This is a genomic window from Xanthomonas sp. D-109, assembly GCF_017746095.1.
Classification (GTDB): Bacteria; Pseudomonadota; Gammaproteobacteria; order Xanthomonadales; family Xanthomonadaceae; genus Xanthomonas_A; species Xanthomonas_A sacchari.
In genome coordinates this window covers 886-15,619 of sequence record NZ_JAGHWV010000014.1, presented here as the reverse complement: position 1 = coordinate 15,619, position 14,734 = coordinate 886, and the positions used below count along the sequence as shown (strand labels likewise).

Sequence of the window (14,734 nt, the reverse complement as noted above, 5' to 3'; positions counted from 1 at the left end):
GGCCGGCTCGGGCGGCTGCCGACCGAAGGCGGCCTGCAGGCGCCGATCGGCGAGGCGCTGGTCGCCGCAGGGGTGATCGACCCGCCGCAGCTGCAGAACGCGCTGTCGCTGCAGGCGCGCTGGCGCTCGCGGCTGGGCGACGTGGTGCTGGCCCAGCGCGGGGTTGCGCCACTGCGCTTCTACACGGTGCTGGCGGAGCATTTCGGGCTGCACTTCGTCAATCTGCTCAAGCAGCCGATCGACCCGGCGCTGTTCCAGCCGGAGCATCTGGCCGACTACGCGCAGCGCCTGGTGCTGCCGTGGCGCGAGGAGGACGGCCACCTGGTGCTGGCGGTGGCCGATCCCGGCCCGGAGATATTCGCCTGGGCGCGCGCCACCTACGGCGAGCAGGTGCGTTTCGTCGGCACCTCCAAGTTCGACATCGTCTGGAGCCTGCAGCAGCACGCCGACGCGCAGCTCACCCACGATGCGCTGAACCTGCTGGCCGAACATGCGCCCGAGCATTCGGCGCGGCAGGTGATCACCCGCGCGCAGTCGGTGTTCCTTGTGGCGCTCACGGTGGTGCTGGCCGCGGCCCTGGCGCTGTGGCCGCTGGTCACCCTGATCGCGCTCAACACGCTGATCGCGGTGGCGTTCCTGGCCACCTTCGGGCTGAAGCTGGTGCTGGCCTGGCGCGGTGCGCGGCGCCGCATCGACATCAAGGTCAGCGACGAGGAAGTGGCCGCGCTCGGCGACGAGGACCTGCCGGTCTACACGGTGCTGGTGCCGATGTACAAGGAGCCGGACGTGCTGCCGATCCTGGCCAACGCGCTGCGCCGGCTCGACTACCCGACCTCCAAGCTGGACGTGAAGCTGGTGCTGGAGGCCGACGACACCGAGACCATCGAGGCGGCCAAGGCGCTGGGCCTGGAGGCGTTCTTCGAGATCATCCGGGTGCCGCCGTCGCAGCCCAAGACCAAGCCCAAGGCCTGCAACTACGCGCTGCGCTTCGCCCGCGGGCAGATGCTCACCATCTACGATGCCGAGGACAAACCGGAGCCGGACCAGCTCAAGCGCGTGGTCGCCGCGTTCCGCAAGTCGCCGGCCGACGTGGCCTGCATCCAGGCGCGGCTGAACTACTACAACGCCGACGAGAACTGGCTCACGCGCATGTTCACGCTCGAATACACGTTGTGGTTCGACTTCTACCTGCCGGCGCTGGAGACCTTGCGCATCCCGATTCCGCTCGGCGGCACCTCCAACCACTTCCGCCTGGACATCCTGCGCAAGGTCCACGCCTGGGACCCGTACAACGTCACCGAGGACGCCGACCTGGGCGTGCGCCTGACCCAGCAGGGCTACCGGGTCAGCGTGGTCAACTCGACCACGTTCGAGGAAGCCAACGTCAGCATCCCCAACTGGATCCGGCAGCGCTCGCGCTGGCTCAAGGGCTACATGCAGACCTGGCTGGTGCACATGCGCGATCCGGTGCAGCTGTACCGCTCCACCGGCGTGCGCGGGTTCTGGGGCTTCCAGCTGTTCGTCGGCGGCACCTTCTTCACCGCGCTGGCCGCGCCGCTGATGTGGCTGAGCTACGGGCTGTGGCTGGCGGTGGGCTCGAAATTCTTCGACCCGTTCTTCCCGCCGGCGCTGCTGTACCTGAGCCTGCTCAACCTGCTGCTCGGTAATGGCTTCCTGATCTACATGACCCTGGTGGCGGCGTTCAAGCGCGACTACTTCCGCCTGGCGCCCTACGCGCTGACCGTGCCGCTGTACTGGCTGCTGCAGTCCATCGCCGCCTACAAGGGCCTGTGGCAGCTCATCCGCAACCCGTTCTACTGGGAAAAGACCACCCATGGCATCAGCAAGCACATGGCCGAAGAGCGCCGCGCCGCGCTCGACGACTGACGCGCCGCCGCGCGCGCGCGGCACCGCGGTGTTCGTGTTCACCGCGGCGCTGCTGGCGCTGCTGTGCCACCGGCTGCTCGCGCACGGCTACATGAGCGACGACGCGATGGCGCAGTACGCCAAGCTGCTGCTGTTGCGCGACGCGGCCGGCTTCCGCATCGAGTACCTGGGCTTCCTGTACGCGCAGGCCTCGCTGTACCTGGGCGTGCTGATCGGTGGCCTGCCGGGCCTGTCCACGCCGTTGCTGCCGTACCTGGTCGACGTGCTGGCCGGGGCGGCGCTGGTGACCCTGCTGTGGCGCGACATCGCCGCCGGCCTGGGCCGCGGCTGGGCCTGGGCGCTCAGTGCGGGTGTGGTGATCCAGCCGTTCTTCCTGTGGCCCACCCTGTCCGGCAACAACCAGGGACTGGGCCTGCTGGTGTTCTACGTGGCCGCGCGCGCGCTGCGCCATTTCCGCGACGATCCGGAAGCCTTCGCCTACCTGCGCCTGGCCGCGAGCCTGTGCCTGCTGTTCTTCGTCGACGAACGCGCCTGCTTCCTGGCCCTGGCGCTGGCGCCGTGGCTGTTCCTGATCGCGCCGCCGCGGCTGATGCGGCAGGCGCCGCTGGCCTTCTACCTGGTGTGCTACCTGCCGTTCCTGTTCGCGGTGGGGGCGTGGATGTACCTCAACTACATGTTCTTCGGCGATCCGCTGCTGTTCGCGCGCGACGCCACCTCCGCCTTCCGCGGCATCTCGGCGCAGGCGGCGCTGCAGCCGTGGCTGCAGCAGGCCGCGGCGCGGCCGTGGTGGCCGCCGCTGTGGCTGCTGCTGGCAGGCATCGTCAGCGCACCGCTGTTGCTGCTGCTGCGCCACACCCGCGACGGCGATACCTGGCGCAGCGTGCTCGCCGCCACCGCCACCGTGCTCGGTGCCGGCACGCTGGCCACCTGGGCGCATTTCAGTGCGCAGCCGCTGGACTTCCTGGCCCTGCTGCTGGTGCCGGCGGCGCTGGTGCTGGGCGACCTGCGCCGCAATGCGCGCTGGCTGGGCCTGGCGCTGTTGCTGGCCGGCGCGGTGTCCAGCGGCTGGGTGATCGCCCGCACCGCCACCTCCACCACCCGCGACTGGATCGCCGCGCTGCAGGCGCCGGCGCCGCCGCGGCATGCCGACGCCGCGCAATTGGGTGCGTGGCTGGCCGAGGCGCGGCTGCCGACCCTGCTCGACGACCGCGCCAGCTATCCGGTGATCGTCGCCCGCGGCGACGCCAGGCAACTGATCCTGCCGTTCGACCCGCGCTTCAAGCAGGCGCTGGTCGATCCGCGGCGGATGCCGGCGCAGGTGGTGGTGAGCGACCCGGCCAGCCAGGCCGGCGCGCTGGACAGCCTTAACCGGCGCTTCCCGCAGCTATGGCAGCAGGGCCTGCCGGGCTACAGTCTGGTCTACCACCAGGGCATCTACCGGGTATGGCGCCGATCGCCGTGAGACTGCTGGCCGCACTGCTGTTGGCGCTGAGCGCCGGCGGCTGCAGTGCGGCGCCGGCGCCGCCGTGGATGGGCGCCAACGTCAAGGTGTCGCCGCAGGCGCCCTGGGGTAGCGCCGCCGCGCAGCAGTCGCTGCGGCAACTGGCCGAGGCCGGCGCTTCGCGTGCGCTGTTGGTCGCCTTCGTCTGGCAGGCGTCGCCGCAGTCTTCGGCGCCGGTGCTGGGCAGCGACAGCAGCCCGGCGCTGGTCCGCGCTGGATTGCGGCAGATGCGCGCCGCCGGCCTGCAGCCGGTGCTGAAGGTGCATCTGTGGATTCCCGGACACTGGGCCGGCGAGGCCGCGCCGGCCGATCGCGATGCCTGGTTCGCTGCCTACCAGCGCGCGCTGCTGCAACTGGCCCAGGTCGCCGCAGAGGAACGCGCCAGCGCGCTGATCGTCGGCACCGAACTGCGCCAGCTGCAGGATGCGCCGCAGTGGCCGGCGCTGCTGGCGGCGGTGCGCCAGGTCTACCGCGGCCCGATCGGCTATGTCGCCGACGGCCTGGAGCAGGCCGAGCGCTTCGGCTACTGGGATCGCTTCGATTTCGTCGGCACCAGTCTGTATCCGGCGCTGGCCGCCGCGCCGGAGCAACGGCGCGCGCAGATGCGCGCGGCGGCCGCGCGGGTGCAGGCGCTGGGCGAGCGCAGCGGCCGCCCGGTGTGGGTGGCCGAGCTGGGTTTGCGCTCGGCGCACGGCAGCCTGGCGGCGCCGTGGGAAAGCCCGGAGCAGCGCACGGCTGAGGTCGACACGGCGTTGCAGGCGCAGGTGCTGCGCGAGTGGCGCGACGTGCTCGACGCGCAGCCGCGCATCGCCGGCATCGCTCTGTGGTGCTGGTACACCGATCCGGACGCCGGCGGCGCGCGCGACAGCGATTTCACCGTGCAGCACAAGCCGGCGCAGGCGGTGCTGAAGCGGTGAGGGTCAGGGATGCGCTTCGCCCTTGGCAGGAGTCAACTGTCATGCAACCACGACGAACGGAGTAGGCGGACGATCTGACCTCGGAAGCCGTCGTGACTGATCCCACAAAAGGGCGGCGAGAGTCCCTCTCACATCACGTCCGGACACCGATCATCGCGAGTCCATTTGGGAGTCGCAGTCGCTTGGCTTTGGCTGTTGCCCTTGCTTTTGACTTACCGGGTTCCCTTCCGAAGCGGCGGCCAGCGCGGGGAAACACCCGAAGGGCGGCGCACAGGGATGTGCGCCGTCCGCGGCAGGGGCAGGATGCCCCTTCCGCGGATCCCCGGGATGGACGCAAACCCGGAGCGCGTTAGCGCGGAGGGCGCGAGGCAGGGTGTGCTTGACCAGCCTTCGGCTGTGGTAAAGCGCTTCTTTTGGTTACTTTTCTTTGCACAAGCAAAGAAGCGCTTCTCAGCAGCCGAAGGCTGATCAAAGTAACTCGCCGCAAGGCGAAAGCTTTGCTCTTGCACTTGTTGTCACCATGGCTGACGCTCCCACAGAAAAACACGAAGACGGGGCATGCAACGCACTGAGCGCATAATCGGCCGATGATCATCGACTCGTTGCTGGACACCGACCTCTACAAGTTCACCATGATGCAGGCGGTGCTGCATCAGCATCCCGGCGCGCAGGTGGAATACCGCTTCAAGTGCCGCACCCCGGGCATCGACCTGGCGCAGTACCTGCCGCAGATCTCCGAAGAGATCGACGCGCTGTGTGCGCTGCGCTTCCGCGAGGACGAGCTGGACTACCTGCGCGCGATGCGCTTCATCAAGCCGGATTTCGTCGATTTCCTGGCGCTGTTCCACCTGGACCGCAAGTATCTGCAGTTGCAGGCCTCGACCAGCGTGCCCGGCGAGATCGAGCTGCACATCCGCGGGCCATGGCTGCACACCATCCTGTTCGAGGTGCCGCTGCTGGCGATCGTCAACGAGGTGTGGTTCCGCAATGCCGGCGGTGCCGACCATGCCGAAGGCCTGCGCCGCCTGCAGGCCAAGATCGCGTTGCTGCGTGACACCCCGGGCTACGACAACTGCGCCATCGCCGACTACGGCACCCGCCGTCGCTATTCGCGCGCCTGGCACGGCGAATTGCTGCCGGTGCTGCAGCAGACCCTGGGCAAGCAGTTCGTCGGCACCAGCAACGTGTACTTCGCCCGCCGCGACGGCCTGACCCCGCTGGGCACGATGGCGCACGAGTACCTGCAGGCGTTCCAGGCGCTGGGGCCGCGGCTGCGCGATTCGCAGGCGGCGGCGCTGGAATCGTGGGCGCGCGAGTACCGCGGCGATCTCGGCATCGCGCTGTCGGACGTGGTCGGCCTGGATGCGTTCCTGCGCGATTTCGATCTGTACTTCTGCAAGCTGTTCGACGGCATGCGCCACGATTCCGGCGATCCGTTCGAGTGGGGCGAGCGGGTGCTGGCGCATCTGCAGCGGCACCGGGTGGATCCGCGCAGCAAGATCCTGGTGTTCAGCGACGGCCTGGACATCGACAAGGTGATGCGGCTGTACGCGCATTTCCGCGACCGCTGCATGCTGGCGTTCGGCGTCGGCACGCACCTGACCAACGATCTGGGCCTGGTGCCGCTGCAGATCGTGATCAAGATGGTCCGCTGCAACGGCCAGCCGGTGGCCAAGCTCAGCGACTCGCCCGGCAAGACCCTGTGCGACGACCCCGCCTATCTGGCTTACCTGCGGCAGGTGTTCCAGGTGCCGGCCGAGGAGCAGCCCTGAGCCGGGAATGGCCGGCCCGAGCGCGCCGACCGCTGACGGCCGGGCAGGGGTCGCATTTCGCTCTGCGAGGGCTTTGCTGTGAAGAAAGAGTGAGATACACTGCGCATCAAAGTGAGAACTGTGTCGCAATAGTGACGGCCGCCAGCGGCCGGCCCGAGGCGCCATAGCCGCTACGCCGTTGTCGTTCCGTCCCTGGCCAGAGACTTCCTCGATGAGCGTTCACGCGTTGCAGACCCATTACCGCACCCACGCCTGTTCCCGGCAGTGGCGCGGTTTTCTGCGTGCGCTGGCCGAGGAATTCGCCGCGGAGCTGGGCGCCGAGGACCTGGCCCTGCTGATGGCGCGCATCGGCCGCCGCTTCGCGGTCGAGCACCCGGTCGGCGCCTGCAGCACCCTGCAGGAACTGGAGGACGCGGCCAACCGCGTCTGGGACCGGCTGGAATGGGGCTACGCGCGCTTCGAGGAGCACGCCGACCGCGTCGAGTTGCTGCACGCCGGCTCGCCGCTGCACATCGGCCTGGCCGGGCAGGCCAGCGGCGCCGACGGCTTCCTGGAGGGGGTGTATCAGGCATGGTTCGTGCAGGTGGGGATGTCGTCCGGCCTGGGCGTGCGTGCGTTGTCGTCCGGGAACGAAGACCTGCGGCGTTTCGTGCTGGCCAGGGCCGGCTGAGCGCGGCGGTAGCGACCGATTATTTTCAGATCGTCATGAGGGGCGTCATGTCCAAGAAGTCCAAGCAGACGGGTGCCGAAACCGGCGACGATGTCTCCAGCCTGTTCGCCAAGCTCGGCAGCAGCGGTGCCACCGCCTACCAGGATTTCTCCGCCGACCGGCTCAGCGCCGCGGAACCGGCCGCCGCGCCGCCAGCGGCGCCTGCCGCGCCGGCGCCGGTGTTGTCGGTGGTACGCGCCGCGATCGAGCCCAGGCCGGCCGCACCGGTGCCTGCCGCGCCGTTGCCGATGGCACCTGCCGCAGCGGCGGCGGCTGCGCCGGCTGCCGGCACGGCCGCCGCGACCGGCACGCCGTTGCAGCAGTTGTTCCAGCGCCTGCTCGAGGTCGGCCGCGAGGCCACCGTGCCGGCGCCGGGCGGGCCGCTCAAGCGTTTCTTGAATCGTTGATGTCACGCGGCGCCTGCGGGCGCCGCACCTGTTTGCCGTCGCCGCGCGGTGGGGAAGACCGCGCGCCGACCTCCTCCCCTTGTTAGGAATCGCCGATGAGCGCTGCCTCCGCGTCGCGTGCCGCGCGCCCGCTGCATGTCCTGGCCAATTGGTCGCTGTGGCTGCTGGGCGCCGTGTTGCTGGTCTTCGTCGTCGCCATCCCGATGGATGTGCCGCAGCAACTGCTGTTCTCGCTGGTGGTCTTCGCCGCGGCCATGCTGCTGCGGCGCAGCGGCAGCCGTTTGGCGATCCTGGTGATGATGGCGCTGTCGCTGGCGGTGTCCTCGCGCTACATCTGGTGGCGCCTGACCCAGACCGTGGGCATGAGCAGCCCGGTCGACCTGAGCCTGGGCCTTGGCCTGCTGCTGGCCGAACTGTACGCGTTCGTGATCCTGGCGCTGGGTTACTTCCAGGTGCTGTGGCCGCTCAACCGGCGGCCGCTGCCGCTGCCGGCCGACCAGCAGCAATGGCCCAGCGTCGATCTGTTCATTCCCACCTACAACGAACCGCTGTCGGTGGTGCGCTCGACCATCCTCGCCGCCAGCGTGATGGACTGGCCGGCCGACAAGCTCAACATCTACCTGCTCGACGACGGCCGCCGCGAGGAGTTCCGCGCGTTCTGCGCGCAGGTCGGCATCCACTACGTCACCCGCACCAACAACTTCCACGCCAAGGCCGGCAACATCAACGCCGCGCTGAAGAAGTCCAGCGGCGAGTACGTGGCGATCTTCGACTGCGACCACATCCCCACGCGCTCGTTCCTGCAGGTGGCGATGGGCTGGTTCCTGCGCGACGCCAAGCTGGCGGTGGTGCAGATGCCGCACTACTTCTTCTCGGCCGACCCGTTCGAGCGCAATCTCGGCAACCACGGCAAGGTGCCCAACGAGGGCGAGCTGTTCTACGGCCTGCTGCAGGACGGCAACGACCAGTGGGACGCCACCTTCTTCTGCGGTTCGTGCACGGTGATCAAGCGCAAGCCGCTGGAGGAAGTGGGCGGGGTGGCGGTGGAGACCGTCACCGAGGATGCGCACACTGCGCTGAAGCTGCACCGCCGCGGCTACCGCAGCGCCTACATCGCGGTGCCGCAGGCCGCCGGCCTGGCCACCGAGAGCCTGTCCGGCCACGTCGCCCAGCGCATCCGCTGGGCGCGCGGCATGGCGCAGATCGCGCGGCTGGACAACCCGCTGCTGGGCAAGGGCCTGCGCCTGTCGCAGCGGCTGTGCTACGCCAACGCGATGCTGCACTTCTTCTACGGGCTGCCGCGCATCGTCTACCTCACCGCGCCGCTGGCCTTCCTGTTCTTCGGCGCGCACGTGATCCACGCCTCGGCGCTGATGATCCTGGCGTATGCGCTGCCGCACATCCTGCAGGCCAACCTGACCAACCTGCGCACCCAGGGCAAGTTCCGCCACCTGCTGTGGAACGAGGTCTACGAGACCACCCTGGCCTGGTACATCCTGCGCCCGACGCTGGTGGCGCTGTTCAATCCCAAGCTCGGCAAGTTCAACGTCACCCCCAAGGGCGGCCTGGTGCCGCGCAGCTATTTCGACGGGCAGATCGCCAAGCCGTATCTGTTCCTGCTGGTGCTCAACCTGGCCGGCCTGGCCGCCGGGGTGATGCGCCTGCTCAGCGTGCAGGCCGGCGGCGAGGCGCAGACGATCTGGTTCAACCTGGCCTGGACCGCCTACAACGTGCTGTTGCTCGGCGCTACCATCGCCACCGCCAGCGAGATGCGCCAGGTGCGCCGCTCGCACCGCGTGCCGCTGGACATCCCGGCCACCCTGCACCTCGCCGATGGCCGCGAACTGGCCTGCCGCACGGTCAACTTCTCCACCGGCGGCATGGCGCTGCGCCTGCTCGCGCCGGTGCCGGTGGAGCCGGACCTGCCGGTGGAGATCGCGCTGCCGCAGCGCGGCAGTTCCAAGCGCCTGCCGGCGATGGTGCGCCACGACCGCGACGGCGAAATCAGCATCCAGTTCCGGCCGATGTCGATCGAGCAGGAACGCTGGCTGGTGGCCTGCACCTTCGCCCGCGCCGACATCTGGGTGTCGCAGTGGGGCCGCCACGACCGCGACCGCTTCTGGGTGTCGCTGGGACGCGTGTTCGCGGCCAGCATGCGCGGCTTCAAGCGCCTCGGCCAGCACGTCGCCAGCAGCGCGCGCAGCGGCTGGCGCGGCCGCACCGCCGGCGAGGAGGCTGCGCCGTGAGTCGCCGTTGCGTCGTGTCGCGTTCCTTCCTCTCTCTCACTTCCCTCCGGTTGCCGTCGATGCGTCTACCCGCCCTGGCTGCGTGCTGTCTCACGGTCCTCTCCGGCCTCGCCCTGGCCCAGGAGCCGACCCTTCCCGCCACCGCACCGGCGCCCGCCGCCGCCGCTGCGACCGCCATGCCGCAGCCGTCTCCGGCCGAACGCGAGCGCTCGGCCACGCTCAAGCAGCTCGGCGTGGACTACGAGATGACCCTGCGCGGCATCCAGGGCAGTGCCGGCATCGCCTTCAGCACCCGCACCGACGAAGTGGTGCAGGCGGCGAACCTGCACCTGGTCTACAGCTACTCGCCGGCGCTGCTGCCGGACCTGTCGCACCTGAAGGTCAGCGTCAACGGCGTCACCGTGGCGACCCTGCCGGTCAGCCGCGAGAACGCCGGCAGGCTGCAGCAGAGCGACGTGCCGATCGATCCGCGCCTGATCAGCGACTACAACCGGCTCAACCTGCAGTTGATCGGCCACTACACCCGCGACTGCGAGGATCCGGACCACACCAGCCTGTGGGCCAACATCGATCCGGCCACGCGGCTGTCGCTGACCGCCACCCCGCTGGTGCTGCGCAACGACCTGGCGCTGCTGCCGGTGCCGTTCTACGACAAGCGCGACACGCGCCGACTGGAACTGCCGTTCGTGTTCCCGCAGCGGCCGGACCTGGCCACGCTGCGCAGCGCCGGCATCGTCGCCTCCTGGTTCGGCGCGCAGGCCGGCTACCGCGGCGCCGCGTTCGGCGTGGCCATCGGCGACGTGCCGGCCACCGGCAACGCGGTGCTGTTCGCCACCGTCGCGACCCTGCCGGCGGAGCTGGCGGCGACCCAGGCCGGCCTGAGCGAGATCGCCGGCCCGACCCTGGCGATGATCGCCAATCCGCGCGATGCCACCGGCAAGCTGCTGCTGGTGCTGGGCCGCGACGACAACGACCTGCAGCAGGCCGCCACTGCGCTGAGCCTTGGTACGCCGCTCAACGGCCCGGTGGCGCGCATCGGCGAACTCAAGCAGGCGCAGCCGCGCAAGCCCTACGACGCGCCGAACTGGATCTCCAGCGATCAGCCGGTGCGCTTCGGCGACCTGGTGGCGCAGACCTCGCAACTGAACGTCAGCGGCTACCACCCCGACCTGATCCGGGTCGGCCTGCAGCTGCCGCCGGACCTGTTCGTGTGGCAGCGCGACGGCATCCCGGTCAACCTGCGCTACCGCTACACGGTGCCGGAAACGCAGAACAAGTCCGCGCTCAACGTCAGCATCAACGATGCCTTCGTCACCACGCTGCCGCTGACCGGCCACGCCTACGCCGAGTCGCTGCCGCTGCGCTGGTGGCACGAACTCTCGCCCAAGGGCGCGATGCCGGTGGAGCAGAAACTGCTGCTGCCGACCGGGCCGTTCTCGGCCAACAGCCAGCTGCGCTTCCATTTCTTCTTCGACCGCCCGCAGGCGCAGGCGTGCAAGAACACCTTCCCCGACGTGTCCGGCGCGATCGATGCCGACTCCAGCGTGGACCTGCGCTCGTTCCATCACTACATGGCGATGCCGAACCTGGCCGCGTTCGGCAATGCCGGCTTCCCGTTCACGCGCCTGGCCGACCTGTCCGAGTCCACCGTGGTGGTGCCGGACGAGATCGGCGACCAGGACATGGCCAACCTGCTGACCCTGCTCGGCCGGCTCGGCGCGTCCACCGGCTACCCGGCGCTGCGGGTGACCCTGATCCATGCCGCCGAGGTCGACCAGCACGCCGACAGCGACCTGCTGGTGTTCGGCAGCCTGCGCTCGCAGCCGCTGTTCCAGCGCTGGAGCGCGGCGCTGCCGATCGGCGACGGCGCCAGCGGCCGGCGCTTCTCGATGAGCGATTGGGTGCTCGACAAGCTGCCCGGTTTCCTCTCGTTCGACGCGCGCCGCACCGATCTGCCGACCACCGCCGAGGTGGCGGTGAAGCCGGCGCCCGGCGACGTGGTGCTGATGGGCTTCCAGTCGCCGCTGAAGGCCGGGCGCAGCGTGGTCGCGCTGCTGGCCGAGGACCCGGCCAGCGTCGAGGACTTCTTCGACGCCTGGCTGGAGCCGGCCACGCTGAAGGACTTCCAGGGCAGCGTGGTGCTGCTGCAGAAGGGCAAGGTGCGCAGCCTCGCCGGCAACCAGACCTACTACGTCGGCCACCTGCCGCTGCCGACCTGGGCGCGCTGGTACTTCTCGCAGCATCCGCTGCTGCTCGGCTTGGCGGTGGTGGTGCTGAGCGTGCTGCTGGCGCTGGCCGCGCGCGTGGTGCTGCGCCGGCATTCGGCGGCGCGATTGCAGGAAGGGCAGTGAACGCACACACCGGCCAACGCCGGCGCCTGCTCGGCGGCCTGCTTGCCGCCGCCGGTGCGGCGACGCTGCTGCCGCCGGCGCGCGCTGCGCTGGCGGTGGCGCCGGCCTGCGCGCCGTGGCGCGAGTGGACCGCATTCGTCGCCAAGCACCTCGATGCCAGCGGGCGGGTGATCGATTTCCAGCACGCCGACCAGCGCAGCACCTCCGAAGGCCAGTCTTACGCGCTGTTCTTCGCGCTGGTGGCCAACGACCAGGTGCTGTTCGAGCGCGTGCTCGGCTGGACCCGGCACAACCTGTGCGGCGGCCGCCCGCAGCAGGTGCTGCCGGCCTGGCTGTGGGGCCGCGCCAGCGACGGCAGTTGGCGCGTGCTCGACGGCAACAGCGCCAGCGACGCCGACCTGTGGATCGCCTACGTGCTGCTCGAGGCCGGGCGCCTGTGGCAGCGGCCCGGCTACACCCAGGCCGGCCTGCAGATGCTGGCGCTGGTGCGGCGCACCGAGCTGGCCGAGCTGCCCGGGTTCGGCAGCATGCTGCTGCCGGCGGCCAAGGGCTTCGTCCAGCCGCAGCGCTGGACGCTCAATCCCAGCTACCTGCCGCTGCAGTTGCTGCGGCGCTTCGCCGCGGTCGATCCGAAAGGGCCATGGGCCGGGCTGGCCACGCGCAGCGCGCGGATGCTGCGCGACAGTGCGCCGGTCGGGTTCGCACCGGACTGGATCGCCTGGGACGGCCGCGCCTTCGGCGTCGATCCGGACAAGGGCGCGCTGGGCAGCTACGACGCGATCCGCGTGTACCTGTGGGCCGGCATGCTCGATGCCGCCGATCCGCTGCGCAAGTCGCTGCTCGACGACCTGTCCGGCCCGCTGCAGCAACTGCGCGCGCAGGGCCGCCTCGACGAGAAGATCGATACCCGCCAGGGCGTCGGCAGCGGCCAGGCGCCGCCCGGCTTCGCCGCGGCCCTGCTGCCGTACCTGAGCGCGCTGCGCGAACCGGCGCTGCTCAAGGCCCAGGCGCAACGCATTCCCGCGCCCGGCGACACCGCCGCGGCCCGGCTTCCCTACTACGACCGGGTGCTGATCCTGTTCGGACGCGCCTGGCTCGACAACCGCTACCGCTTTTCCGCAGACGGCGCGCTGCAGCCCGCCTGGAGAACCCAATGCTCCGCATGAACCTCAAGCCCCTGTACCTGGCCGGCATGATCGACCTGTGCCTGCTCGCCGGCAGCGCGCAGGCGCAGAACGCCGGCGCCACCCAGCAACTGGTCAGCCAGGGCAACTACTGGCACGACCAGGGCCGCGACGATCTCGCCGCCGACGCCTGGCGCAAGTTGCTGCAGGTCGATCCGAACCAGCCCGACGCGCTGCTGGGCCTGGCCCAGATCGACCTGGCGCAGGGCCGCCAGACCGATGCGCGCAAGCGCCTGGCGCAACTGCAGAAGGCGCATCCGCAGGCGCCGCAGACCCAGCGCCTGGCGATGTCGATCGGCGGCACCGGCGACAACGCCGACCTGCGCAACGCACGCCGCGCCGCTGCCGCCGGCCGTTACGTGGACGCGGTGCGCGCCTACCAGGCATTGTTCGACGGCAAGGGCCCGCCGGACTCGCTGGCGCTGGAGTACTACCAGGCGCTGGCCGGCACCCCGCAAGGCTGGGACGGCGCCCGCGACGGCCTGCGCCGCCTGGCCGCCGCGCAGCCGGACAACACCGCCGCGGCGCTGGCGCTGGCGCAGGTGCAGACCTACCGCGAACCGTCGCGGCGCGAGGGCATCGCCCAGCTCGCCGCGCTGAGCAAGCGCACCGATGTCGCCGGCCCGGCCCGCGCCGCCTGGCGCCAGGCCCTGCTGTGGCTCAACGCCGGCCTCGCCGATGCGCCGCTGTACCAGGCGTTCCTGGCCGCCAATCCGAACGATGCCGAGGTGGCCAAGAAGGCCGCGCAACTGCAGGAGCGCCGCGCGCAGGGCGGCGGCGATCCGGCCGGCGAACAGCTGGGCGAGGGCTTCAAGGCGCTCAACGCCGGCAACCTGGCCCTGGCCGAGCAGCGCTTCGCGCAGGTGCTGCGCGCGCGTCCGCGCGATGCCGAGGCGCTCGGCGGGCTGGGTTCGGTGCGGCTGCGCCAGCAGCGTTTCGGCGAAGCGCAGGAACTGCTGCGCCCGGCCGCGGCCGCGGCCGCCAACGGCAAGTGGCGCAGCGCGCTGGACAGCGCGCGCTACTGGCTGCAGCTGCAGCAGGCGCAGGCCGCGCGCGCCCGCGGCGACAACGACGCCGCGCTGCGCCTGGTCCAGCAGGCGCTCAAGCTCAAGCCCGAGGAGGCCGCCGGCTACGCGCTGCTGGGCGATCTGCAGTCGGCCAGCGATGCCGCCGCCGCCGAAAAGAGCTACCGCGAGGCGCTGCGCCTGCACGCCGACGATGCCGGCGCGCTGCAGGGCCTGATCGCCCTGTACAGCCGCCAGGGCCGCGCCAACGAGGCCAGTGCGCTGTTCGCCAGGCTCAGTCCGGCGCAGCGCCAGCAGGCCGGCGGCGAGTCGGCATTGAACGCCAACCTGCAGCGCGCCCGCGCGCAGCAGGCGCTGGAGGCCGGCGACACCGTCACCGCGCAGAGCGAGCTGGAGAAGGCGATGGTCGACAACCCGGGCGACCCGTGGGTGCGGCTGGACCTGGCGCGGCTGTACCAGCAGGCCGGGCGTCCGGACCAGGCGCGCAGCGTCATGGACGGCCTGCTCGCGGTGCATGGCGACATGCCCGAGGCGCTGTACGCCAATGCGCTGCTGGCGCAGGAACGCGGCGACTGGGCCGGTGCCTACGCCAGCCTGGAGCGCATCCCGGCCAGTGCGCGCACCGCCGAGATGAGCGCGCTGCGCAACACCGCCTGGGTGGAACAGCAGGCGGCCCAGGCGCGCCTGCTGCAACAGCAGGGCCGCGGCGGCGAAGCGCAGTTGCTGCTCGGCCGC

10 protein-coding genes are annotated in these 14,734 nt (G+C 70.5%); all 10 read left to right on the top strand.

Going from position 1 to position 14,734, the window contains the following annotated elements; translation table 11 throughout:
- Positions 1-15 precede the first annotated feature (15 nt).
- Positions 16-1,887 (top strand): glycosyltransferase family 2 protein, encoded by a 1,872-nt coding sequence (locus tag J7357_RS14485; RefSeq protein ID WP_244667573.1) that lies wholly within the window; start codon positions 16-18, stop codon positions 1,885-1,887.
- Positions 1,835-3,349 (top strand): hypothetical protein, encoded by a 1,515-nt coding sequence (locus J7357_RS14480; RefSeq protein ID WP_209247499.1) that lies wholly within the window; start codon positions 1,835-1,837, stop codon positions 3,347-3,349. Before J7357_RS14485 ends, J7357_RS14480 begins: the two co-directional genes overlap by 53 nt.
- A complete protein-coding gene (locus J7357_RS14475) occupies positions 3,340-4,305 on the top strand; it encodes a glycosidase-like protein (RefSeq protein WP_209247941.1) in 966 nt (321 codons plus the stop codon). The genes J7357_RS14480 and J7357_RS14475 overlap by 10 nt, the downstream gene beginning before the upstream one ends.
- A 587-nt stretch (positions 4,306-4,892) precedes the next feature.
- Entirely contained in the window at positions 4,893-6,077 is a 1,185-nt protein-coding gene (gene pncB, locus J7357_RS14470) for a nicotinate phosphoribosyltransferase (RefSeq protein WP_209247497.1), read from the top strand.
- Positions 6,078-6,288: 211 nt separating this feature from the next.
- Positions 6,289-6,747: a cellulose biosynthesis protein BcsD gene (locus tag J7357_RS14465; protein WP_209247495.1), complete on the top strand. Its 459-nt coding sequence runs from the start codon at positions 6,289-6,291 to the stop codon at positions 6,745-6,747.
- Between the two features lie 47 nt (positions 6,748-6,794).
- Positions 6,795-7,193, top strand: coding sequence for a hypothetical protein (locus J7357_RS14460; RefSeq protein ID WP_209247493.1), 399 nt, complete (start codon positions 6,795-6,797; stop codon positions 7,191-7,193).
- A gap of 95 nt (positions 7,194-7,288) precedes the next feature.
- A complete protein-coding gene (gene bcsA / locus J7357_RS14455; RefSeq protein ID WP_209247491.1) occupies positions 7,289-9,439 on the top strand; it encodes a UDP-forming cellulose synthase catalytic subunit in 2,151 nt (716 codons plus the stop codon).
- Positions 9,440-9,498: 59 nt separating this feature from the next.
- Complete coding sequence (gene bcsB, locus J7357_RS14450; protein ID WP_209247489.1) at positions 9,499-11,790, top strand: cellulose biosynthesis cyclic di-GMP-binding regulatory protein BcsB; 2,292 nt, start codon at positions 9,499-9,501, stop codon at positions 11,788-11,790.
- On the top strand, positions 11,787-12,956 hold the full coding sequence (bcsZ, locus tag J7357_RS14445) for a cellulose synthase complex periplasmic endoglucanase BcsZ (RefSeq protein WP_209247487.1): 1,170 nt from the start codon (positions 11,787-11,789) through the stop codon (positions 12,954-12,956). The genes bcsB and bcsZ overlap by 4 nt, the downstream gene beginning before the upstream one ends.
- On the top strand, positions 12,944-14,734 hold a 1,791-nt coding region (locus J7357_RS14440; protein WP_244667547.1), incomplete at its 3' end, for a tetratricopeptide repeat protein. The genes bcsZ and J7357_RS14440, both read left to right, overlap by 13 nt.

Coding starts and splice junctions, on each gene's coding strand:
- J7357_RS14460 (WP_209247493.1), top strand. CDS start 6,795: ATGTCCAAGAAGTCCAAGCAGACGGGTGCCGAAACCGGCGACGATGTC.
- J7357_RS14480 (WP_209247499.1), top strand. CDS start 1,835: ATGGCATCAGCAAGCACATGGCCGAAGAGCGCCGCGCCGCGCTCGACG.
- bcsB (WP_209247489.1), top strand. CDS start 9,499: ATGCGTCTACCCGCCCTGGCTGCGTGCTGTCTCACGGTCCTCTCCGGC.
- J7357_RS14465 (WP_209247495.1), top strand. CDS start 6,289: ATGAGCGTTCACGCGTTGCAGACCCATTACCGCACCCACGCCTGTTCC.
- pncB (WP_209247497.1), top strand. CDS start 4,893: ATGATCATCGACTCGTTGCTGGACACCGACCTCTACAAGTTCACCATG.
- bcsA (WP_209247491.1), top strand. CDS start 7,289: ATGAGCGCTGCCTCCGCGTCGCGTGCCGCGCGCCCGCTGCATGTCCTG.